The organism is Parabacteroides goldsteinii DSM 19448 = WAL 12034 (assembly GCF_000969835.1).
GTDB classification, from domain to species: Bacteria; Bacteroidota; Bacteroidia; order Bacteroidales; family Tannerellaceae; genus Parabacteroides; species Parabacteroides goldsteinii.
Genome location: NZ_KQ033913.1, coordinates 2,240,074 through 2,263,246 on the forward strand (window position 1 = coordinate 2,240,074; position 23,173 = coordinate 2,263,246).

Sequence of the window (23,173 nt, forward strand, 5' to 3'; positions counted from 1 at the left end):
ATACAGACGTCTCGTCAAAACGAAAAAAAAGGGAATAATCGCGAAATGCCGGTCAATCATTTACCAGCCACGCTTTAAACTCGGATGCTTTATTCTTGCTGACATAGATACGTTCGGGAACCTCCACATCGAGCGTCACCAGCAGACGGCTGTCGAACCAGATAGTGATATTGGATATACTGTCCCTGTTAATGATGAACTGTTTGTTCGCCCGGGTAAAATCAGCCGGATTAAGGGACGGCATTATCTGTTCCAATGTCCGGGAATACGGGTAACTGGCTCCGTCTTTCAGATAGATGGAGGTATTTTTGCCGGATGTGTAAAAGCAGGAAACATCCTTCAGGTTGACCGGCAAGAGCTTGTCCTTATAAGGGACCAGCAGTTTATCCTTGTATTTAGGGGCAGGAGCCAGCCGGGTTAGCTGTGACAGGTATTGGAGAATATCCTGCCGGTTCAGTTTGCCGTATTTATCCAAAGCATGCCTGATATCTTCGACCTTAATCGGTTTCAGCAGATAGTCGATGCTGTTCACTTTAAAAGCTTCTATCGCATACCGGTCGTAAGCCGTCGTGAAAACGATAGGCGTTTCAAGTTCTATTTTATCAAATATATTGAAGGCCGAACCGTCGGACAGGTGTATATCCATAAATATCAACTCCGGAGCCGGGTTCGACTGAAGCCAGTGGACGGTCTGGGTGACACTTTCGGTATTCCCGGCAATCTGTATATCCGGGGCAACCTCCATCAATATATCCACCAGGTTTTCGTAAGCTGCTGTTTCGTCTTCTACAATCAACACGTTCATACAAGTATCATTTTAAAGGGAGGCAGACGCGGAAAGTTTCTTCTGTCGATTCTATCCGTATCTGCTTATTCATTAACAAAGTAAAGCGGCTCTCCAGGTTCGCAAGTCCTGTTCCGTTGGTATCGGGAGCGGACAGCTTCGGATAGACCGGGTTCGATACGACCAGTTCGTCCTGTTCGTTCAGCACGATTGAGATTTCCATTTTATGTTCGCTGTCTATCCTGTTATGGACAACCACGTTATCCACCAAAGGCAGTAAAGACAGAACGGGCAGCATCAACAAATCTTTCCGTTCTTCTTCCACCCGGACTGAAAAGGTCAGTTTATTCGCAAAACGAACTTCCATGACATACTGGAAAGACAGCATAAACTCCAGCTCTTCCCGCAATGAGACCAACCCTTTCCGGTCACTCTGAAGGATATAGCGGAAGATATCGGACAACTGATGGACATACATCAGCGTCTTTTCGTCATCCTTTTTACGAATCAATGAAGAGATGCCGTTCAGCGAATTAAAAAAGAAATGCGGATTAATCTGGTTGGCCAGTGCATCGCAGCGGCTTTGCAGATTTTCAAAACGCAAACGCTCTATCTCCGACTCCTTCTCCCGCTGCCGGGAATACAACATGGAAATATATCCGATAAACGTACAGAGAAAACATGTCACGAAGAACTGGAATATCAGAATACTGCCTAAAGCATCCGTATGAATACCCAAAGAAGAAACCCCGTACGATATGGAGCCATAAAGCAGGTAAGCGATAAAAGAAAACAGGAAGTTACGCATCAACCGTTGCTTGAACAGGGTAGCCGGCATCTTCTTCAGATTATAGCGTATCAGCAAGCTGATTAATCCCCAGAAGAAAAGGAAGCGATACACGAAAAAGGAAAGAAGACCGGTAACGCCAGTCCCCTCCACATATTTCAACTCCCAGGGGATACAGGCGATGTTTGGGTATATGATAAAAACCGTACTAATCAAGCTGACCAGCGGAAGTCTCCGGGCAATATAGGTATCAAACGAATCCATAGCATCTTATTTCCTGTAACAAAGAAAAACAAAATAATCGGCACTTCACAATCCCCAGGTAGGAAAACGAAAAAAAGCAGCGTGAAGACGAAAAGAAAATCACTGTCAGAATACCGGAAGAGGCGTTTTGACTAATTTCTTATTTCCCCGGGTCTGTAAATATAACAGGAACAGTATATCGACATTTCATAAAACGAGGTTGCTGATAGTAACCGACAGCCGGTTTCCAACGTGGCATAAGCCGAAGTACCCGCAAAGCCTCTTCATCAAATACAGGAATATTGCTACCACGAACAACTTCAATATCCTCCAACTCTCCATACGTATTTATAGTAAATGTACAAGTAACCCTCACATTCTTATTCGAACCGATATACGAAGAAGGATATTGTAGATGTTTCCTGATAAACTCTAAACAGGCAGCACTACCGCCGGGAAACTCCGGCATCGATTCATAATCGACAAACAGCTGTTCTTTCTGTTTATCCCATGCTTCGCGTATTTTCTGCCGGGTATAATGATGTTGCGGACGAAACGAGACATAAACAGCGTACATACATTCCACCCGTTTGCCGGCTTTATCATAGGCCGGAAGCCAATGCGACATTGTATTTATCAGACGCTTTACCTCTTTTTCACAGGCCGGCTCACTACTTTCCAGCGTGAAAACATCTTTTGCCATCCCCATTGTGTCTATCGTAAACTGGCAAACGGCGTAACCTCCCCTATTTGCTTTTAACATATCTACAGGATACTCCATCTTATCATAAAAATACTTTTCAATATCTACAAAACCCGGAAATTGAGGCACCTCACTTAACTCCACCGGATTTTTCAGTTGTAATCCCAGCTGCCAGATGCCACGATAAACCGGATTACGGACTGTATCGACAGGTTCTTTTTCCAACTTCTCCAAAAGGGCGGCAGCAACCTGCTTCGTCAAAGCCCAATCAGTCTCATTCCTGACAATCCGGCTGTAAACGGAATCTCCCAGGTCGGTCAATTCGCGGCACAAAGAACCGGCCTCAGGTGCCCATTTCAAAGCGACGTTCACTTTTCCACAAGTATCCGTCGAAGCGAAATAACAGGTATACCCATCCAGTCCGAGACTATACCCGTCTACATCTTCTGCCAGCAGGAGGGCACGGCGGAACAGATTCGAAAGCAGGTCGTACAACTCCCGGTCAGCCGGTGCTTCCATCGTTTTAGCAGATAATCTGTCTGTAGAATAATGAAAAAGACGATGGCCCTCAATCGCTTTGAACCGATAGATATCGTCCAACTGCTCTATTTCCCAGGCTTTACAATCATCCATGCAATCCTTATTCATAAAGAAAGCCTGCGGAGCGGAAGAAAATGTCGTACGCAGGAAGTTAGTACCAACCATTTCGGCAGAAAGAGTATCGTGAGTGAGTTCAAGATACCGGTCTTTTACCTGTGCACCCAAATCGGCCAACGAAAACAGGTACACGAATAGAAATCCTATAATTCGCATAAACAGGCCCTCCAATTAGATATTATACGGTTTCCAAATATACAGAAAATCCCATGCCTCCCATCTCATTCTTGTCGGTTATTTTCTTCTTTATAGAAATCTACCGGAACGGTATATTTTACTTTTACCGGTTTACCACGCTGCTGGCCCGGTATCCATTTCGGCATTTTCCGGACGATACGGATTGCTTCGTCATCGAGTTCTTTATACGAAGAAGAACGAATGACCTGAATATCACTTAACGAACCGTTTCTTTCCACAACAAACGAAACAACCACACGTCCTTCTTTTGTTATGTTTTTCGAGATATTATCCTCAATGAATTTTAAAAGACCGGAATGACCGCCATCCGGAAATTCCGGCATTTGTTCTACGACAGTGAATACCCGCGTTGCAAATAAATGTTCCTCCTTTTCACGATATTCCTGTTCGGATAAACCACCCAGAACCGTTTCGGGAACAGGAGTTTTGGTAGCCTGTGCCAGTTCCTGTTTGCTATCCGACAGGCGAAAATCTGCCATCATCAACAGTTTGTCACCAACGTGCATATCACCGACGGTAACCTCATAGAAAAAGCGGTAACGTCCGGTATGGTTCGGATACACATCGGGATAAAGAAAAGCAGAAAACTCCCAACTATCTCCATTCTCTACCCCATAAAGGATATCGACTGCAAAATCATTGATAGGCAGTTTGCGCCAGACACCTTTATCGTCTTCATAGGTGATATAATAATGTGCACCGCAACAAACAGGACCTCCGCTATGATTGTATAAGATAAATTTTACCTGCTTGGTTTCCGTTGAATAAACAGTGTATTCAGGACGAAGAGCAACGCCTTTTATATCGTTCACTCCTACTGTTGTATTTACAGGGGGCACCTCAGGACCGGTAAAACGGAAAGCCGGGGAATCCATCACTTTCTCACGAAATTCTTTTTGCTTCTCAGGAGTATTGACAATCAGGCATACCTCGATAGCATGTGCTCCAACCCCGGTACTTTTCACATTACGCATCACAGAAGTTCTTTCGAGTTGCCGCCATCGTTCAGTCAGTTTTTCGTTAATTGCTAAAAGTTCTTTTTGAGTATAGGTCAAACCTGGTTCGACAATGAACTCCTTCGACCCCAATATCTCTTCCAGTTGTTTACGGACAATGGCAGAGTCACCTCTGATTTGGATAACCAACGTATCCCGGTCATTAATATAGACGCCGCCGATAAAGTCGGGGCAATTCTTGCTCTCGACCGAAAAACCAATAACACCGGGAGGGTTATCGCCATAGAGTTCACTCAGCTTATCCAATAGCCGCATCGGAACTTCCTGGGCAGAGACTTCCCGGTCTGACATATTGTGAGCTGGAGTCTCACAAATACTGTCTGTCGACATCGTGTCCGCCAATTTACGAGAAGTGGAGATGTTGCAGGAGAAAGCAAACAACAGACCACCGATACATACTGATAAAAGAAGTCGATTTTCCATACCTCATCTGATTTATTGATTATCCATTACTCGCCTGCTTCTTACGGAAAGTGACCGGAATGGTGTATTTCGTCCTGACTATCTTCCCATGTTGTTTGCCGGGGTTCCATTTCGGCATTTTCCGGATGATACGGATTGCTTCGTCTTCTAGTTGCTTATCGCCTTTGGAACGAAGAATCTCGATATTACTCAACGAGCCGTCCCTCTCAACAACAAAGCTAAGAGTTATCCGGTCTTCCTTGCCAGTTGCTCTAACCTCTTCCGATACAGCATTCTCTAAAAACGCCAGCATACCCGGCTGACCACCATCGGGAAACTCCGGCATTTGTTCCACCACCACAAATACCTTAGTCTCTAATTCCTGTTCCAGTTCACGTTCTTTCTGTATCAGATATTCCTGTTCAGATATTCCTTGCAGGATATATTCGGGAATGGGAGTTTTAGTGGCATGTGCCAGTTCCTGTTTATCATCAGAAAGGACAAATTCTGTCATCAGACGTACGTTATTCCCTATACGAAGGTCTCCAAGGGTGACATCAAGAAAAAAACGATAGCGTCCGGGAAGGTTCGCATGCACTTGAGGATAAAGAGAAGCGTCAATAGTCTTATGCTCCCCATTTTCCGCACCATAAGCAATCAAGACTACGATTCGGTCTGTAGGCAGTCCGCGCCATACGCCATCCGTATCTTCATAGGTGATAGTATAATCTCTACCATAATAAACCTTATCACCGCTATTGTTATACAAAATAAAAGAAGCCTTCTCCGCATCGGTCGGATAAACCGTATACTCCGGACGAAGAGATATGCCCCGTGTATCATTACCCCCCACCATTGCATTTTCGGCAGCCTTCTCCGGCCCGGTAAAACGAAAAGCGGGGGAATCCATTACTTTCTCACGGAACTCTTTCCGCTTCTCCGGCGTGTTAAGCATCAAACGGATTTCTATGTCATTGATTCCAACACCTGTACTTACCACATTCTGCATAACAGGCGTTTCCTTCAATGCTTCCCATCGTTCGCTCAGTTTGTTCTGAATAACAGCCAGTTCCTTCTGCGTGTAAGCTCCGGCCGGTTCTACGATAAACTCTTTCGAATCCAGAACTTCTTCCAGTTGTTTACGTACGGCGGCAGAATCACCCCTAATCTGGATAACCAGCGTATCCCGGTCGTTGATATAGACACCACCGATAAAATCGGGACAATCCTTGCTTTCTACCGAGAAACCGACGACTCCGGGAGGATTATCTCCATAAAGTTCTCCCAGTTTATGTAGCAATCGTATCGGTACTTCCTGTGCAGACATCTCCCGGCCCGTTATCTGGCCGACACTGTCTGTCGGCATTAAATCCGTCTGCTTGCGGGAAGTGGAGACATTGCAGGAAGAAACAAGCCACAAGCAACTGAGACATACTAGTGAAAGATAGTAATTCTCCATACCGCTCTTTTTAATTTGTTTCCAAATATACGGAATTAAAGATAGGATAATGCTTATCTCCGGCAAAATCATGTCCAAATAGCGGAACAAACACGCTATTCCGTGACCACAACGAGCATAAATCAACTGGAAAAAGTGTTAAAAGTCACCATTTTTGAGTCACAAAAGAGACATGGAAAGCCTCTTTTTGCCGTCATTGGACTGACGAACGACCAGGTAAAACCCGCCATAAGGGATTTGGATATAATCTATCAAAGAAAGGTTAACAACCTAACAGATAATAAAATAACAAAGTCTACCTCTTAATTCTACACTCCCGTTTTAAGAATCGGGGGCGGATGGGGGCGACAAAAAGGCTTTTTGGGAAACTTCTGTATAGTGTGTTCCTTGTTCCTTCTACGAACTGATCGTAAAAGGAACAAGGAACATCTTATTATAAAGTTTTCAAAACCCTCTTTTTGCCGCCCCCATCTGCCCCCGAATAGATTGGCTGCGGCAGCTATTTTATTTGATTGCAGCAGCCACCGGAAACAGCTGCAGCAGCCAGTGAAAACAGTTGGGGCACCCATTTTTTTTATCCGCGTTATCCGCGTCTATTTAACTCATATTCTAAAACGCCCTCCTCTTCATTCCGTTATAAAACAACCGTCTTCCACACTCCAGTCGTTGCCGAAGAAACCGGATACCTGGATGCCATGAATACCTTCTTTCAACATATCGACATTGAATATCAGTAAATCGGGAAAGCCGGTAATGCCGGAAATATAGTCGTTCGGATAAGTTGCTTTCATGCCTTCGATGCCTGTTCCGGCCACTACACCGACACTGGCAGTTGGACTGTCGGGACGCGGGTAGACGAAATAAGTTCCCAGGTCGTTGCCTTTAAGCACTTTGTCTCCCATGCGGATTTCTCCCTTCAAGACTTGTATGGGGGCATTCTTCAGGAGCTTGTTCCAGGCTTTGTTGTTACTGGCATTTCCGTAAAGCACCACATTCCGGTCTGCATAGGCGGAAGGGATGAAATCTTTGTCGGCAATCACGTCGATAGAGCCATTGCCCCTGTACAGAAAAGTCTCCGCATCAAAGCGGGCCTTGTTCTGATACCAGGTATTTTCTTCCTTATTTCCTCCGGTAGCATATACAAACACGACACGATTATCGAATGCCTGCTTGAAGCCGCCGTAACGGGAAGGATATTTCTCCGTTACCGGAATCTCTTCTACCAAAGTCCATTTGCCGGAAACCTTCTTCAGCACAGCCGGCCGGGTTCCGTCTGCCGGAATTGTTTCGTTATCGATAGTGATGCTGGCTTCTGCCGGAAGTTTCAGAGCCGGAAAATCGAATGTAAGCGATGCCACATTGGATGTCGTGCCCGAAATACCGTTATCCGTCTGTTTGAAAGAGACGGAAGAAAAATCGTAAGCCGTATCCTGCTGGTTGATGGTCACCCAATAATCTTTGGCAGAGATAGCCGGGGAAGCGGTATGGAACTCCAGCTGTTTCACTTTGTCGGCAGACGGCACACTGTGCCAACGGAAATAATCGAAGATAGGTTTCCAGTCAACGCTTTCATTACTATACCAATGGGAACCGCCCGGATATTCATAATAACAGAAGTCGGGATGGAAAGTACCCAGTATTTCACGCATGCGGCGAACCTGTTCAATAGGAACGACATTGTCCGAATCGCCGTGAAGAATGTAAATGCCCGATTGCAGGAAGTTCTTTCTCAAATCGAGGACACGTCCGGCATTGGCCGCCTGGCAAATCATCGGGAAATGTTTCTCACCGACATTCGCTGCATCCGCATTCGGCCTTGAATATTTGGCAATATCCGGATAGCTGGCGCAGGGAGCGATAGCGGCAAAACGGTCGGGATAGGTTACACCCAGGAACCAGGTTCCGTGGCCTCCCATCGAATGCCCGGTAAGATAAGTATGGGCGGGGTCTGTCTTAAAGACCTTTTCTGCTTCGGCAAGCACTTCCATCGCGTCGATACGTCCCCACTCTTCCCAGTTGAAACCGAATGGGCGGCGGTTGGTCGGGGCAATAATATGTCCCCAGTCCTTCGGCGCATAGGCACGGGCCTGGTTGCGGGCCTCCACGGATGCGCCGTGGACGGACAGGAATAATGCCTGGTTATCGCCCTGCGTAGTAGAAGGATTCACGCTGTAATACTGCACGCTTCCGTCCACATCGCTGATAAAGGTACGTTCGTGGATGGAAGAAGCATCTTTCTGTTGCAGGGATATCTCCGTGCGGTCAATCTCTTTGCCGGATTTGTCCTGCAAGATAACAATTGCCTTCGTCTCCCCCTTCTTTGAAGAGGTAGCGCCGGGGATACGGAATTTCACCTTGCGGACCATCATAGGCATGACATCGTCCGTCGTACGGGTCGCAGACTCTCCGTTTTCCAGCGTACATTGTATCTTCAGTCCGGTAAGAGCTTTCTCCTGTGCATTGACGATACGGATGGCGGCCCATTTCTCTCCTTCCCCGTTGATAATGTCGGGAAGGGTCATATCCCTCTTTGTCAGCATCACCGGCTTGGTAGGGATAATCAACTTGGCTTCTACTCTGCCGAAACGGCCGGGAGTGAATATAAACTCATTCATTCCTTTCTGCATCCGGAAAGGAATCAGCGTATAGGCAAAGTCGTAATGGTCGCCCTCATGAGGCATACCATTGATAAAGGTACGGGTATTCCCGCTTGATTCGAGCAAGGCGATCTGAGGTTTATCCGCCTTATATTCCGTAAAAACATAGGCACGGCGTAAAGCACGGTTGGCGAACTTTCCGGTAGAGTCGGCCTCGATAGGAGTCCATTGCACGGCTTCGCGGGTCCGTCCGTAATTTGTTGCCGTCAGGTCATTTGCAGAAGGAGCCTTGAACTTCCCGGTCGCGATCTCCCAGCCCAACCCATCAGAGGTCGTAAACAAATAACCGGAAGGAGCCGTCACCGGCAAGAAATAACCCTGCCGGAAAGTGTGCAATATCATACCCTCGTCGACACGTTCCACACGCTCTTTTCCAAAATACTCGACGATGTTCCCTTTTGTCTGTTGCGCCGCCAAAGGGGATAATCCCAGATACAGGCTGGCGACAGCCATTAGATAAATTTTTTTCATTTGATTACCAATAATACTGGTCCATAATCTCTTTCATCCGGGGAGTATCGGCATCGGTGTCGCCGACTTCCTGACGGAGTGTCAGCAATTCCTGTTTCATCTCTTTGATGATATCCTGATACTGCGGTTCATTGTACATATTCTTATCTTCTTTCGGGTCGACTTGCAGGTCATGAAATTCCCAGACCGGTGTTGTCGGAGTTTCTTCTGAGCCGGTTGCATTCAGACGGTCGCCGTAAAGGAACATCAGCTTATACCGTTCGTTGCGGATACCCATGTGGGCTGGGCGGATGGAATGGTGTGTCCAGTAACGGTAATACATTTCCTTACGCCAGTCGGCCGGTGTTTCACCTTTCAGGTTCTGACGGAAACTTTCTCCCTGTGATTTTTCCGGCGCCTTGATACCTGCGTAATCGGCAAGTGTGGCGGCGAAATCTACATTCAGGATAATATCCTTATTGCGTGTTCCCGCCGGAATCTCTTTCGGATAACGAATCACGAAAGGCATGTGCAACGGTTCTTCATACATCATACGTTTATCGAACATACCATGTTCTCCCAGAAAATATCCCTGATCGGAAACATAGACGATAATCGTATTCTTGGCCAGTCCTTCTTCATCCAGCATCTTGAGCAAGCGTCCGATGTTGTCGTCGATGGTCGCGCCGCAACGCAGGTAATCTTTAATCATTTTCTGATAGATTTTCTTACGGGCAGCCACTTTATCCATACCTTTCGTAGAGAAAGGCAGTTCCGGATATTGGCACCACCAGGCGGCAGGGTCTTTCGATGCGGTTTCCCAACGCCATCCCATATTCTCCAGCTGCTGGCCCTGGAATGCCCTCCCGGACGTTTCCGGTCCGAACTCCATCATACTTTCCGGTTCCGGAAAGACAACATCATCGTACAGATGCTTCATCCGTTCCGGAAAATCCCAAGGTTCGTGCGTTGCCTTGAAATGACAGCACATCATGAACGGTTTGTTCTTATCCCGGTTGCGTATCCAGTCGATGGTCTGGTCGGTAACGATATCGGTAGAGAAACCTTTTACCTCGGTGCCTTGCTTGCCCTTATCGTCGTCCACCCAGTTCTCGGCAGTTTTGAAGATCGGATTGACATATTCCCCCTGGTCATGGAACACATTGAAGTGGTCGAAGCCGGCCGGTTGCCTTTTCAGATGCCATTTACCGATCAGGGCGGTCTGGTAACCGCCGGCCTGCATTTGCTTGGCGATATTATCGACTGCCGGGTCCAACCCGTCCTCCAGCGTATAGACGCCGTTGCGGTGGCTGTATGCCCCGGTCATAATAGCGGCACGGCTCGGTGCGGAGATTGAGTTCGTACAGAAACAGTTATCCAGCACGCAGCCTTCGGCGGCCAGGCGGCGGATATTCTCGTTCTTCACATAGTCGGCCAAAATACCTCCGTAGATACCCCATGCCTGGCCTGTATGGTCGTCAGACAGGATAAAAAGAATATTCGGACGTTCTTCCTGGCTTTTCTCTGATTTATTGGCCGAGTTACAGCCAATAAAAGGCAGGCATGTTGCCAACATACCTGCTTTTACAATTAGATTAGCGTTTCTCATTTTTATATTATTATTTCAGTTTTCCCGGTTCGCGGCGTCCTGTACCCTTCACACGTGTCAGGTTATCTCCCAGGTCTTTACGCATATCGTCGGCAATCTTCATCAGCTTGGCTGCTTCTTCCGGATATTGGGAAATAACGTCGTAACGTTCTCCCGGGTCACGGCGCAGGTCATACATCTCGGCTTTCTTCAATTCCAGGTTTGTCAAATCTCCCGGCTGTCCGTCGTTACCCGGCACATAAGCGCCGTAAGTGACATATTTATGCGGGAAGACCAGCTTGAACTTACCGTCCGTGACTGCTTCCAAATCATTTTTGTGATAATAATAAACGAACGATTCGCGCGGGTTGGCATCTTGCTCCCCTTTTATCAAAGGCAGGATGCTGACACCGTCAATCTTACGCTGGGGCAGCGGTGCGCCGCTGATATCTGCCAATGTCGGAAGAAGGTCGATATTGGATGCCAGTTTGTTACAGGTTGTTCCCGGCTGGGTTACTCCTTTCCAGTACATCACGCAAGGGATACGGTTACCTCCGTCGAAAGTGGTAGCTTTAGCCTCACGCAATCCGCCGGCCGAACCGGCATGGTTACCGTAGTTCGCCCACGGGCCGTTATCAGACGTAAGGACAATCAGTGTATTTTCTTCCAGCCCCTGTTCGCGGAGTGCTTTCAATACTTCACCGACACTCCAGTCCAGTTCCATCATGACATCGCCATACAGTCCCTGTTCGCTCTTTCCTTTAAACTTGTCGGAAACGGCCAGCGGAACATGCGGCATGGAATGTGCCAGATAGATAAAGAACGGTTTATTCTTGTTCTTCTTGATGAAATTGACCGTACGGTAGGTATAATCCGTTGTAAACTGTGACTGGTCGGTGTTATAACCAATAATCTCATTTCCGTCATAAGTCGGCAGGTCCGGGAAATTGAACACTTCTCCCTGCTGCGGATGGAAAGGCCACATATCGTTTGAATAAGGCAATCCGTAATATTCATCGAAGCCGTTCTGCAAAGGCAGGAACTGTTTAGCATCTCCCAGATGCCATTTACCGAAAACAGCGGTACTGTATCCTTTCTGCTTCAGCAACTCTCCTATCGTCATTTCGTCCGGACTGATACCATAATCAGAACCCGGTCCCGGTGCACCGGCAAATCCGATACGGTTCGGATAGCATCCGGTCAGCAGTCCGGCACGCGAAGCGCCACTGATAGGTTGTCCGGCCAGAAAATGAGTGAAGCGGACTCCCTCGGCTGCCATACGGTCGATGTTCGGCGTTTTATATCCGTATGCGCCATTATAAGAAAAATCCCCATAACCGGCATCATCGAGGTTGATAATAATGAAGTTGGTGTAGTTCGCTGCAAGTCCCGTTACTGATAGTCCGGAGGCCGCAGCCAAAAGCATTAGCTTACTATTCATGATATCGTGTTTTTATTAGATAATGTTGTTATTATTACCGCATAAGAGCGTTAAAGATACGAATAAAATAAATTTCTTCCGAATGAAATCGCTTTTTCATTCGGAAGAAATCAGAATTACTCCCGCATCCTGGTCCGGATGCGGGAAGGTATGTTCAATTATTTCCAACCTGGGTTCTGTACCAGATTTTCATTTAAAAGAGTTTGTTTCAAAGGAATGGGATACAGATAGCATTTATCTTCCCAACCCGGATTCGGTTTCTCGATATAAGTAACGCAGTTTACATAGCGAGGCATTTCCGAACCTTTATACAGACTCTTTGCCAGCGCTTCGCTATTGTAATCTTCTATATTATTAATCTTGACGCCGACAGGCTGTTCATTCAGATAGTTACCTTTTTTCCAACGTTTGATATCGTCAAAACGGAAACCTGAACCCATCAATTCGGAACATCTTTCACGGCGTATCTCCCACAAAACAGGAGCGACATCCGAATCACGGAACTTGTCGAAATCAGCACCGATATTGTTTACCTCCATAGCCGCAACGCCGGCACGTGCACGCAACTTGTTGACAGTAGCATCGGCAACGGACTGGTCGAAACGTCCCAGTTCAAACATTGCTTCGGCATGGTTTATCAACACCTCTCCCATACGGAAGATAGGCCCGTCGGTACCTTGTACCTCTCCTTTATCAGCTCCGGGTAACGCATTATAATATTTGTACATGAAGTAACCGGTCTGCGTATCCACACCGCTGACTTTTACTGCCGTCAAATTCGGTATATTCGCAATATAAGAAGCCTTCTTCGACAGAGGCAACATTTTCCTCTCCGGATTATTTTTAGATAACTTACCCATTAAATCCATATACTCACGTTCCACAGCGTTGTCCGTATATTCCCAATGGGATAAATCCGTAGAAACCGTCACTTTATAAGGAGGACAAATTGTATAATACAGACGTAAGTCACGATTTCTGAATTCATCATACACCGTATTGTCGCCATCATAAACGGTAGAAGTAGAAATAGGCCGTCCGTCAGCACATAAGTATTGTTCTACGAGCTTCTTTGAACCTTCATACAAACGTTCGCCAGTCGTACGCTGAGTCAAATCGTGCCCCTTTCCGCTTTCGTTTTCCAGGTACTCCCGATACAGAAGGATACTGCTTTGTCCTTTCAGGCTGGATGAGTTAAACACATCATCATAATCCGCCATCAGTCCCAGATTCTGGTCGATAAGTTTCTGGGAGGCTTTCACGCTTGCTTCCAGATATTTCGTACCGTCTACATTATCCACACTACCATGATACTTTCTCCAGGTCCCTTCATACAGGCCGAAACGGGAAATAAAAGCACGTACTACATTCGGATTGACCGTATTGTCGCCGTCACCTTTCTCGTTTATATGCTCTTCGGCATACAACAGATTTTCCAACATGTGATTGGCAACCACCTCACGGGAATCTTGTTTTGCATACAACACATCCACATCTCCGGTCCCTACCAGATGTTCCAGCCAGGGCAAGTCACCGAACTTCTGAAGAAGTTTGAAGTATTCATGAGCACGGAAAAAATAACCGACTCCACGCCAGTGCGCTTTCTCCTTTTCCGTCATCTGTGAGTTTTCGATATTATCCAGCATCAGATTCACCCGGCGGATAAATTCAAACGTCCATGTATCCGCACTTACATTCGAAGCAGACATACGGTTGTTTGCCCAGGCGATACCACGGGCATCATTCGAATCGAACAACATATCCGATACATCTCCTGCCTGAGGATAGTTCTGATAAGCAATCAGTGTTTTATTGTACAATCCCCACGCGTACATTTTAAAATTATCATAAGTCGTAAAGACCGTGTTTTCCGTTTCTTTATCGATCGGGTATTTATCCAGGAATTCATCATTCAGGCAGGAAGTACCTCCAATAAGAAAAGCAGCCAGACATGCTGATAAATATATTTTTTTCATAAGAATCAAGTGTTATACAAATTATAAAGTAACATTAATACCAAAAGAGAATTTCTTCATGAACGGATACAAGTCATTAATACTCATCGTTTGTTCAGGGTCCATTCCTTTATACATATGATGTTTTGTCCAGAGGTCTTCACCACTAAAGAATACTTTAAAAGCCGAAATCGCTCTTGTTTTCTCAAGCCAGCTACTCGGGAATGAATAACTCAATGTGATATTTTTCAGTTTGATGTAAGAGGCATCCATCAGATATTTAGTCTGATTCCTTCTGTTGAAACCATCCGTTCCCTGGTTCACACCTGTCTGGTTTCCTAAACGCGGGTAATAAGCATTCGGATTTTCAGGAGTCCAATAATCCAGGTGATGTTTCAATACTGTAGCAGCAGCATTCGGGTTATCCGTGTTGGTGTGCGGCCATGCCAGGAAATTCGATTTACCGTCCGTACCGACAATCAGGTCACGTTTTCCAACTCCCTGGAAGAATACGGTCAGGTCAAAACCTTTCCAACCCACACCGGCATTGATTGCATACGGATAGCGTCTGGAATTATTACCGATAATCTTTCTGTCACCCGGATTTTTAGCCGTGTTGTCACCTGAGTTATCAATTTTACCATTCCCGTCTAAGTCTTTGAACAGGATATCACCAGGTCTCGGGTCACGAACATACGGGTCGATAGTAGGAACTCCTTCTTTCAGTTTATAGATACCTTTCGCCTCATCAATCGTTTCGAAATCATCTTCCGTATAGAAACGGTCTGTAACAAATCCCCATATTTCCCCTATTTCCTGACCTACACGATAAGTAGACAATGATTCTGTCGGGTTATCGAACTTCGTTACTTTCGAACGTGAATCATACAGGTTCAAACCGATGTTATAACGCCAGTCTTTACCGATACGGTCTCTCCAGTTTATTGCCAACTCCCAACCTTTTGTACGCAAGTCGGCCGAGTTTTCCAACGGAGAAGAACCGCCAAGCACAGAAGGAAGTTCCTTACCCGGAGCCAACATACCTTTCGTATCGCGACGATACCAGTCAAATACCAGGTCTAAACGGTTATCGAACATACCCAAGTCGAAACCGATATCCAGCGTTTCCACCTTTTCCCAGGTAAAGCTCGAACTAACCAAAGCCGGAACTTTACGGGTTATATTCCATAAGCCATTTTCCAACCATCCGTTTTCCGTCGCCATTACGCCCAGGAATGCATAGTTCTTAATTGCCTGGTTACCTACCTGTCCGAAAGAACCTCTCAGCTTGAAGTTCGTAACATATTCCTTCGACCAATCCATGAATTTTTCTTCAGAAACTCTCCAACCTAACGAGAAAGAAGGGAAAAAACCGAAACGGTTGCCTGAAGGGAATTTGGAAGAACCATCATAACGCCCGTTCGTTTCAAACAGATATTTCCCTTTATAGTTATAAGAAGCTCTGTAATACAAACCACGTAACGAATATTCGTCATATTCATCACCGGTAGTCATGGTTCCGTCTGCGCCGCTCAATGAGGGATGTTCCGGATTTACCACATGCAATTTCTTTCCCCAAACTCTACGCATGTAACTGTATTCCTGGTTGAAACCTGCCATTACACTGAAAGAGTGGTCGTTTATCGTCTTATCGTAATTTCCGTAAACGTTGATTGCATTGTAGTTGATATGCTTTTCATCCAACTGGTATGAAGAGTTACCGCTATAGGAGTCCGCCACTGAGAAATAGTTGTTTTCCGCATTCACATACTTCACTGTTTTCTGGTATTCATCCTGGTCGTAATTAGTTCTGTTGAAAGTATATTCAGCATTGATTAACAGTCCTTCCATCGGATTGAAAATAGCTTTACCAAAAAGACGGATATCTTCGTTGTTCTTTGCCTGGACCGGAGAATTCATGATATTCCAGCGGGGAGTACCGATTGGATAAGTTTCTCCATTTATCTCAACGTCACCTTCCGGATAATAAGTCGGCAGCAATTGGGCCAGACGATACGGCGACCAGTTTCTCAACGTATTCATATTCGGGTTGGTCGTTTTCGACTTGGAGTATTTAATATCCGCCTGCACTTTCAACCAGGAAGTAATTTCCGTATTCACGAAAGAAGACAGGTTGTATCTGTTATAACCGTCCTTATCCGTAACCAGAATACCGTCTTCATCCAGGTATCCGAAAGATAGACGGTAAGCAGACTTGGCTGTACCGCCGCTCACTGAAACATTATGTGTCTGCTGGAAACCATAATTATCCATCATACGTTCCAAGTGGTTGTTCTCTTTTAAATCGTACCGGTTACCATTGTCATCCATATAATAGCCTAACGGATATTTACCCGGATTTGCCTGGTAATCTTCCAGATAGCCCAACCATGCAGTGATATCCTGTCCGTTGTTATAACGGCCGTTCTTATATCCCATATCATTATAGAAACGGACTGTTTCCAGCGGAGACGCTTTTTCTATCAAAGACTGAGGCTTTGAGAATGCAAAGTTGTTGTTGTAATTGATAGAAACCTTTTGCTCTTTATTCGCCTGTTTGGTTGTAATCAAAATAACACCGAAAGCAGCACGTGCACCGTAGATAGCAGCAGAAGCCGCATCTTTCAATACAGTTACCGTTTCAATATCGGACGGAGAAATCATATTGATATCCATCGGAACATTATCTACCAATACCAACGGTTCGCCTTCTCCGTATTCGTCGATATTCAGACGGTTGGTACCGCGAACATTCAATGTCATGCTCTTACCCGGACTACCGGCATTGGTGGTAATTGTCAGACCCGGCATAGCTCCCTGCAACGCCTGGCTGGCGGAAACGACCGGACGGTCACCCATTACCTCTTCCATCTTCACCGTACTCACGGCACCTGTCAGATTGGCTTTTTTCTGTGTACCGAAACCTACGACTACGACTTCATCCAGTGTCTGGGTATCTTCCAGCAACTTAACTGCATATTGCGACTGCTGTCCGTCTACACGTATCTCTTTGTTCAGATAACCGATGTAGGAAATCGTCAGTGTACTGCCGGACGGAACATCCAGGCTGAATTTACCGTCGATATCCGTAATTGTGCCGTTGGTGGTACCTTTCACTACCACATTCGCACCGATAACAGCATCTCCCCTGTCGTCTGTTACCACACCTGAAATTTTCTTTTCCGGCTGTGCCTGCTGACGGGACGGAGCAGCGTTGGTTTTACGCACGCTGACTGCAATGGTATTGTTCTCCCGGTTAAAATCCAGACCGGTCTGTTTGGATATTTCATTTAAGACGTCTTTCAACGGTTTGCCATTAAAGGACAAATTGACCGTTAACTTGTTGTTGGTGACGGTCTCGCCGTAAAAGAACTTGACTCCCGTTTGCTGGGAAATCTCTTTGAGGACCTTTTCTACCGGTTGATTGTGGACCTCAACGGTCACTACTTCTGATTTTATCGTTTGGGCCATCGCCGGTTGTGCGCATACAACTGCTAAAAAAACAAAAAGTACAGCATAACAAGCCCAACAATACTTCTTAATATTAAGGAAGTTCATAAATTTGGAATGTTTTATGGTTGTTTTGAATAGTAATTTAAAACGACTCCGTAAGATTGCCTGGCCTCCACTCCGGACAATCGGTAGAGTATAAGGAAGGTCCCTGTGACCTTCCTTTTCTTTTTATGGATAAGTTAACTGGTGTCTTTCATGTAAGTATCAATTTAGAATAAGTTAATAATCAATTCTTATATAAAACTATTTTGTCATTTTCTATCCTGTATTTTATATCTGTTGAATATTGTATCGATTTAAGTACTGCTTCCAGACTTTTATTATCATGTTCCCCGTAAATATAATCGTCATATTCCGCACCCGGGGCAAATTCAATAGTCCGGTTATACATGCGGACCAGTTCATTGACAACGGTCCGTATGGGAGTCCTGTTAAAATAAAGACCACCTTTTATCCAGACAGTGGAAAGCCTTGCATCTTCATTCCGTTTCTGGAACTCGCCTTTCGTCTTATCCATCACGAACTGTTCGTCCGGCAGCAGGCGCATCATCGCTTCCGGTAAATCGACCTGCACTTTCCCCGTCTGAACACTAACAGTCAACTGCTCGTCCATATCGAAGGCTTTCACATTGAAGGAAGTACCCAGCACCTTTACATCGGCATCTTTCGTATGGATAAGGAAAGGTTTCTCTTCATCCCGGGTTACCTCGAAAAATGCTTCTCCATTCATCTCTATCCGGCGGACATCAGTAATGAACTCCCGGGGATATCTTAAATAAGAACCGGCATTCAATGTTACGGAAGTCCCATCCGGCAAAATAATCCGTTTATGTTCGCCGTTCTTCACATGCACTTCCGTATATGTCAATACCTTTTCCTGATTCGAACGTATCAGGCGGAACCCGCCCCAACCTATCGACAAGATGACAGCCACGATTGCCACATATCTCAGATAAGGAATAAAGGAGAAACGTTTCTCCGGTTTCCGGATGCGCGATAATAACAAACGGGCCTCTTCCCTGTATTGCTGATGCTGCAACGACGAAACCTCATCTTCCTCCATCTCTTCCCATACATTGTCCATTGCCTCGGATATTTCCGTATTGTATTTTCCGGCATGGAAATGCTTCAACAGGTCGTCGGCATCTTTACGGGTATAGAGGCCGTCGACGAATCGTTTCAATAGGTTGTTTATATACTTCAAATCTGCCATATTATCGGTGCATGTATTTATAGTACCACGAAATGGGGTACAACTGGGATATGATTAACTTTTATTATGAATTCAGGCAAAAGAGCAGTACTAGTAAATCGGCATACGTCCCGGAGTATTTCACTAAATATGAACGTATTACTTTCAAAGATGCAGAGATATGCTGCTGGACGGTATAGACTGAAATATTTAATTCTTCCGCTATTTCCTTATGAGACTTCATCTCTTTCCGGCTCATATCGAAGATACGGCGTTGCTGCGAAGTCAAATCGAGCAGGGCCTTTTCGAGCAGTTGGTTCAGGTCGTCATCCAATATTTTATCTTCCGTATCATTGGTCACATCTACCGAACCGGACAAGATGGTATTTTTAAGCTGTTGCTCTTTCTCTATCCCGGCCAGCAGATTGAGAATCCGGTTTTTCACAATTGTATAAACATAAGGTGCAAAAGGAGAATCCGGATTCAGGAAACGCCTATTTTGCCAGACGGAGGTGAAAGCATCCTGGAAAACATCTTCTGCAAATTCTTTCGATTTAAGAAACTTCATCGCAAAGAACATCAGCCTGTTCTTATACAAAGCGTATAATTCACAGAATGCAGACTCGTCATCCTGAATCAAACCTGCAATAAGTATTTTTTCCTGTTCTGAATTATTATACATTTAAACTAATAAGTGGAAACACAATCCATACTCTTTGTATCCTAAAACTTGTCAAATATAAAGATATTCTATATACCTCACAAACATGTCTGTAAAATAAGACCGGCATTCCTGCGAACTTCTTTAATTCTATCTACGATTTTATTAAGTCAACAGGAAAGCGTACATTTGTGTGATTTTTACGAAAGGATTAGATTGCAGATGAAAGTATGTATTGCTGAAAAACCGAGTGTGGCACGAGAGATTGCCGAAGTACTGGGGGCTACAAAAAGAATGAATGGGTATATTGAAGGAAACGGATATCAGGTTACCTGGACATTCGGACATCTGTGTACACTCAAGGAACCTCACGAATACACCGACGACTGGAAACGATGGAGCCTGGGAGCACTTCCTATGATTCCTCCCCGTTTCGGTATCAAGTTGATTAGTAACCCGACCTACGAACAACAGTTCAAAGTGATTGAAAGCCTGATGCAGAATGCAGAGATGGTCATCAACTGCGGTGATGCCGGCCAGGAAGGAGAACTGATTCAACGTTGGGTGATGCAGAAAGCCGGCTGTAAATGCCCGGTTTACCGTTTATGGATATCATCCCTTACCGAAGAAGCCATTCGCGAAGGTTTCCAGCATCTGAAAGAACAGACTGAATTTGCCAGATTATATGAGGCCGGATTATCCCGTGCCATAGGCGACTGGTTGCTGGGAATGAATGCAACCCGATTATATACAATCCGTTACGGACAGAACCGGCAGGTACTTTCTATCGGCCGTGTCCAGACACCGACACTGGCACTGATTGTAAACCGCCAGGCAGAGATAGATAATTTCAAGCCCGAACCTTACTGGGAGTTGAAAACCGTCTACCGGAATACGACCTTCTCCGCAACCAAGGGTAAATTCACCAAAAAGGAAGAAGGGGAAGCCTTCCTCGAAATCGTACAGCAGGAAGATTTTACCGTCACCGATATTTCCGAAAAGAAAGGGAAGGAATACGCTCCCCGCCTTTTCGACCTGACCTCGTTGCAAGTGGAATGCAATAAAAAGTTTGCATTTACCGCCGACGATACATTAAAACTGATTCAGTCATTATATGAAAAGAAAGTGACCACCTACCCCCGTGTAGATACCACTTTCCTGAGTGATGATATTTACCCGAAAGTTCCGAATACGCTGAAAGGGCTGGTAGATTATACCGAACTGACGGCTTCCCTGTTGAATGCCAAGATTCCCAAAAGCAAAAAAGTATTCGACAACTCAAAGGTAACCGACCACCACGCCATCATCCCGACCGGTGTACCCGCCCGTAATCTGACGGAGAATGAACGGAAGGTATATGACCTGGTTGCCCGTCGTTTCATCGCCGCCTTTTACCCGGACTGTGAAATCTCCACCACAACCGTACTCGGTAAAGTGGGTAAAGTTGATTTCAAAGTAACCGGAAAACAGATATTAAAACCGGGATGGCGCGTCGTATTCGGTGCGGAACAAAAGGACCCGGATGCCGAACCGACCGAGGAAGAAGGCGTATTGCCGGACTTCACCAAAGGAGAAACCGGACCGCACAAACCTTTATTAAAGGAGACCTGGACGACTCCGCCCAAGCCTTATACAGAGGCTACATTGCTCCGTGCAATGGAAACGGCCGGTAAGCTGGTCGATAATGACGATTTGCGTGATGCCTTGAAGGAAAACGGTATCGGCCGCCCTTCCACCCGTGCAGCTATCATTGAAACGCTTTTCAAACGTAACTATATCCGTAAAGAACGAAAGAACCTGTTCCCTACCGCCACCGGAAAGGAATTGATAGGTACAATACACGAAGAGTTACTGAAAAGTGCCGAACTGACCGGTTTATGGGAAAAGAAACTGCGTCAGATAGAACGTGGAACTTATGAGGCAAAAACATTCCTGGACGAACTCAAACAGATGGTCCACCAGGTAGTCATCAACGTCCTTTCCGACCAGTCCACCCGCACCATCACCATCGAGGAGGCCGCCAAAGAAGCACCGAAAGAGGAGAAAAAAGAAAAGAAACCCCGCAAGCCGCGTGCAAAAAAGGAAGAGGCTCCCAAAGAGAAAGCAGTCCCCCAACAACCGGCAAAACCGGTTTGCCCCATCTGCAAGAAAGGAAACATCCTGCGAGGCAAAACAGCCTACGGTTGTTCCGAATATAAGAATGGTTGTACATTCCGGCTGGATTATGCGACTTATGGGGAAGGGTTATCGGATGAGGAACTTATTTCTGTAATCAATCAAATTCAGAAAGAATAAATTTAAGAGTTTGAGGGTCCATACGGTTATCCCAAATAGTCAATATTTGTATTTGATTATTTTTTACCCGATAGTACATCGTATTATAATATGTTATCAGACATTGACGCACCTCTTGGCTATCTTCGAACAAAGGAAATAAATCAGGAGTTATACTTATTAACTTCAGACAACGAGTTATCTCTGAAAGAAAGTTCTTTTTGATAACTTTCCCCCATGTTATATCAAGATATTCAACAATATCATCCAAACGCTCCCGAGCGAGAGGGGTAAAATAAATATCCATGATTATTTATGGCGAGCCAATACTTCTTCCATAGGAATAAGAAAACCGTTATCAGCTTGTTCAATGCTGACACGTATATCTTCATAAATACGTTTCGGTACATTGATACGGGAATAATATTGAGCCACAGGCTCATTTAATACTGACTTTGAATGCTCTTCAGATTGTAACTCTTCTTTTTTCATATCTTCAGGTTTATAATGATTTACAAAGATAAAGTTTATCTTCAAACATTTACTATATTTGTCCGCAAATTATCGACTTATGAAAGAAGAATGGTTCCCCTTAGTCAACGAAATGGGAGAAACAATAGGTAAAGCGACCCGAAAAGAATGTCATAGCGGAAGTAAACAACTGCATCCGGTCATCCATCTGCATATCTTTAACGATGCCGGAGAACTATATCTGCAAAAACGTTCCATGACCAAAGATATCCAACCCGGTAAATGGGATACGGCTGTCGGCGGACATATCGATTATGGGGAAACGGTCGAAGAAGCTCTCCGCCGGGAAGTCCGTGAGGAGTTAGGCATTACAGCATTCACCCCCCAATTCATCACCCGTTACGTCTTTGAATCAGCTATCGAAAAAGAGCTAGTCAATACATTCCGCACAATTTACAACGGAGAAATCAAACCGGACACCGAGGAACTGGACGGCGGACGTTTCTGGTCGCTCGAAGAAATCAAGTCGAACCTGGGGCAAAATGTGTTTACTCCTAATTTTGAACAGGAATTTAAGAGGTTGTTTCTATAACATGTCGGAATCAGCAGTAAAACCGTTCACCATTCACCCATTAACAGCTAAAACACAATATAACAACACATAACCCATTCATTAACCAGGTGAATGATTATACAAAAAGGTGAACGGATATACACAAACC

The 23,173-nt window shown here is 45.3% G+C and carries 16 protein-coding genes; 2 read left to right on the forward strand and 14 right to left on the reverse strand.

Annotated features, from left to right (window positions below):
* Positions 1–52 precede the first annotated feature (52 nt).
* The 12 genes from HMPREF1535_RS22015 to HMPREF1535_RS22080 form a co-directional block, all read right to left on the reverse strand.
* Positions 53–805, reverse strand: coding sequence for a LytR/AlgR family response regulator transcription factor (locus tag HMPREF1535_RS22015; protein ID WP_046147482.1), 753 nt, complete (start codon positions 803–805; stop codon positions 53–55).
* 7 nt (positions 806–812) lie between these two features.
* Positions 813–1,835 (reverse strand): sensor histidine kinase, encoded by a 1,023-nt coding sequence (locus tag HMPREF1535_RS22020; protein WP_046147483.1) that lies wholly within the window; start codon positions 1,833–1,835, stop codon positions 813–815.
* Positions 1,836–1,974: 139 nt separating this feature from the next.
* Positions 1,975–3,330: a TonB family protein gene (locus HMPREF1535_RS22025; RefSeq protein ID WP_046147484.1), complete on the reverse strand. Its 1,356-nt coding sequence runs from the start codon at positions 3,328–3,330 to the stop codon at positions 1,975–1,977.
* Positions 3,331–3,395: 65 nt separating this feature from the next.
* On the reverse strand, positions 3,396–4,811 hold the full coding sequence (locus HMPREF1535_RS22030) for an energy transducer TonB (protein ID WP_046147485.1): 1,416 nt from the start codon (positions 4,809–4,811) through the stop codon (positions 3,396–3,398).
* A gap of 19 nt (positions 4,812–4,830) precedes the next feature.
* A complete protein-coding gene (locus tag HMPREF1535_RS22035; RefSeq protein ID WP_046147678.1) occupies positions 4,831–6,249 on the reverse strand; it encodes an energy transducer TonB in 1,419 nt (472 codons plus the stop codon).
* Positions 6,250–6,875: 626 nt separating this feature from the next.
* Positions 6,876–9,377: a carboxylesterase family protein gene (locus HMPREF1535_RS22050; protein ID WP_244275674.1), complete on the reverse strand. Its 2,502-nt coding sequence runs from the start codon at positions 9,375–9,377 to the stop codon at positions 6,876–6,878.
* Positions 9,378–9,381: 4 nt separating this feature from the next.
* Complete coding sequence (locus HMPREF1535_RS22055; RefSeq protein WP_046147487.1) at positions 9,382–10,965, reverse strand: sulfatase family protein; 1,584 nt, start codon at positions 10,963–10,965, stop codon at positions 9,382–9,384.
* A 10-nt stretch (positions 10,966–10,975) separates the two neighbouring features.
* A complete protein-coding gene (locus HMPREF1535_RS22060; RefSeq protein ID WP_046147488.1) occupies positions 10,976–12,385 on the reverse strand; it encodes a sulfatase family protein in 1,410 nt (469 codons plus the stop codon).
* A gap of 158 nt (positions 12,386–12,543) precedes the next feature.
* Entirely contained in the window at positions 12,544–14,361 is a 1,818-nt protein-coding gene (locus tag HMPREF1535_RS22065; protein ID WP_046147489.1) for a RagB/SusD family nutrient uptake outer membrane protein, read from the reverse strand.
* Between the two features lie 21 nt (positions 14,362–14,382).
* Positions 14,383–17,811 carry a TonB-dependent receptor gene (locus HMPREF1535_RS22070; RefSeq protein WP_158599483.1) on the reverse strand — a complete coding sequence of 1,143 codons (3,429 nt, stop codon included), beginning with the start codon at positions 17,809–17,811 and terminating at the stop codon, positions 14,383–14,385.
* 268 nt (positions 17,812–18,079) lie between these two features.
* The gene (locus tag HMPREF1535_RS22075) at positions 18,080–19,066 is read right to left on the reverse strand and encodes a FecR family protein (RefSeq protein ID WP_046147491.1); all 987 of its coding nucleotides are present in this window, start codon (positions 19,064–19,066) and stop codon (positions 18,080–18,082) included.
* Between the two features lie 64 nt (positions 19,067–19,130).
* On the reverse strand, positions 19,131–19,727 hold the full coding sequence (locus HMPREF1535_RS22080) for an RNA polymerase sigma-70 factor (RefSeq protein ID WP_046147492.1): 597 nt from the start codon (positions 19,725–19,727) through the stop codon (positions 19,131–19,133).
* Between the two features lie 201 nt (positions 19,728–19,928).
* On the opposite strand from HMPREF1535_RS22080, the gene HMPREF1535_RS22085 reads away from it, so the two are divergent.
* Positions 19,929–22,001 (forward strand): DNA topoisomerase 3, encoded by a 2,073-nt coding sequence (locus tag HMPREF1535_RS22085; RefSeq protein ID WP_046147493.1) that lies wholly within the window; start codon positions 19,929–19,931, stop codon positions 21,999–22,001.
* Here the strand turns inward: HMPREF1535_RS22085 and HMPREF1535_RS22090 are convergent.
* Both HMPREF1535_RS22090 and HMPREF1535_RS22095 read right to left on the reverse strand, forming a co-directional pair.
* Positions 21,979–22,287 carry a type II toxin-antitoxin system RelE/ParE family toxin gene (locus HMPREF1535_RS22090; RefSeq protein ID WP_046147494.1) on the reverse strand — a complete coding sequence of 103 codons (309 nt, stop codon included), beginning with the start codon at positions 22,285–22,287 and terminating at the stop codon, positions 21,979–21,981. The genes HMPREF1535_RS22085 and HMPREF1535_RS22090 overlap by 23 nt on opposite strands.
* A gap of 2 nt (positions 22,288–22,289) precedes the next feature.
* Positions 22,290–22,472 carry a hypothetical protein gene (locus HMPREF1535_RS22095; protein ID WP_010802582.1) on the reverse strand — a complete coding sequence of 61 codons (183 nt, stop codon included), beginning with the start codon at positions 22,470–22,472 and terminating at the stop codon, positions 22,290–22,292.
* 79 nt (positions 22,473–22,551) lie between these two features.
* Here HMPREF1535_RS22095 and HMPREF1535_RS22100 point away from each other — a divergent pair, with 79 nt between their 5' ends.
* Positions 22,552–23,043 carry an NUDIX hydrolase gene (locus HMPREF1535_RS22100; protein WP_046147495.1) on the forward strand — a complete coding sequence of 164 codons (492 nt, stop codon included), beginning with the start codon at positions 22,552–22,554 and terminating at the stop codon, positions 23,041–23,043.
* Positions 23,044–23,173: the final 130 nt, after the last annotated feature.

Excerpts from the sequence above, each read along its gene's own strand:
- HMPREF1535_RS22020 (WP_046147483.1), bottom strand. The coding sequence starts at position 1,835 with ATGGATTCGTTTGATACCTATATTGCCCGGAGACTTCCGCTGGTCAGC.
- HMPREF1535_RS22065 (WP_046147489.1), bottom strand. The coding sequence starts at position 14,361 with ATGAAAAAAATATATTTATCAGCATGTCTGGCTGCTTTTCTTATTGGA.
- HMPREF1535_RS22090 (WP_046147494.1), bottom strand. The coding sequence starts at position 22,287 with ATGGATATTTATTTTACCCCTCTCGCTCGGGAGCGTTTGGATGATATT.
- HMPREF1535_RS22075 (WP_046147491.1), bottom strand. The coding sequence starts at position 19,066 with ATGGCAGATTTGAAGTATATAAACAACCTATTGAAACGATTCGTCGAC.
- HMPREF1535_RS22085 (WP_046147493.1), top strand. The coding sequence starts at position 19,929 with ATGAAAGTATGTATTGCTGAAAAACCGAGTGTGGCACGAGAGATTGCC.
- HMPREF1535_RS22055 (WP_046147487.1), bottom strand. The coding sequence starts at position 10,965 with ATGAGAAACGCTAATCTAATTGTAAAAGCAGGTATGTTGGCAACATGC.
- HMPREF1535_RS22095 (WP_010802582.1), bottom strand. The coding sequence starts at position 22,472 with ATGAAAAAAGAAGAGTTACAATCTGAAGAGCATTCAAAGTCAGTATTA.
- HMPREF1535_RS22080 (WP_046147492.1), bottom strand. The coding sequence starts at position 19,727 with ATGTATAATAATTCAGAACAGGAAAAAATACTTATTGCAGGTTTGATT.
- HMPREF1535_RS22070 (WP_158599483.1), bottom strand. The coding sequence starts at position 17,811 with ATGGCCCAAACGATAAAATCAGAAGTAGTGACCGTTGAGGTCCACAAT.
- HMPREF1535_RS22015 (WP_046147482.1), bottom strand. The coding sequence starts at position 805 with ATGAACGTGTTGATTGTAGAAGACGAAACAGCAGCTTACGAAAACCTG.
- HMPREF1535_RS22050 (WP_244275674.1), bottom strand. The coding sequence starts at position 9,377 with ATGAAAAAAATTTATCTAATGGCTGTCGCCAGCCTGTATCTGGGATTA.
- HMPREF1535_RS22035 (WP_046147678.1), bottom strand. The coding sequence starts at position 6,249 with ATGGAGAATTACTATCTTTCACTAGTATGTCTCAGTTGCTTGTGGCTT.
- HMPREF1535_RS22100 (WP_046147495.1), top strand. The coding sequence starts at position 22,552 with ATGAAAGAAGAATGGTTCCCCTTAGTCAACGAAATGGGAGAAACAATA.
- HMPREF1535_RS22025 (WP_046147484.1), bottom strand. The coding sequence starts at position 3,330 with ATGCGAATTATAGGATTTCTATTCGTGTACCTGTTTTCGTTGGCCGAT.
- HMPREF1535_RS22060 (WP_046147488.1), bottom strand. The coding sequence starts at position 12,385 with ATGAATAGTAAGCTAATGCTTTTGGCTGCGGCCTCCGGACTATCAGTA.
- HMPREF1535_RS22030 (WP_046147485.1), bottom strand. The coding sequence starts at position 4,811 with ATGGAAAATCGACTTCTTTTATCAGTATGTATCGGTGGTCTGTTGTTT.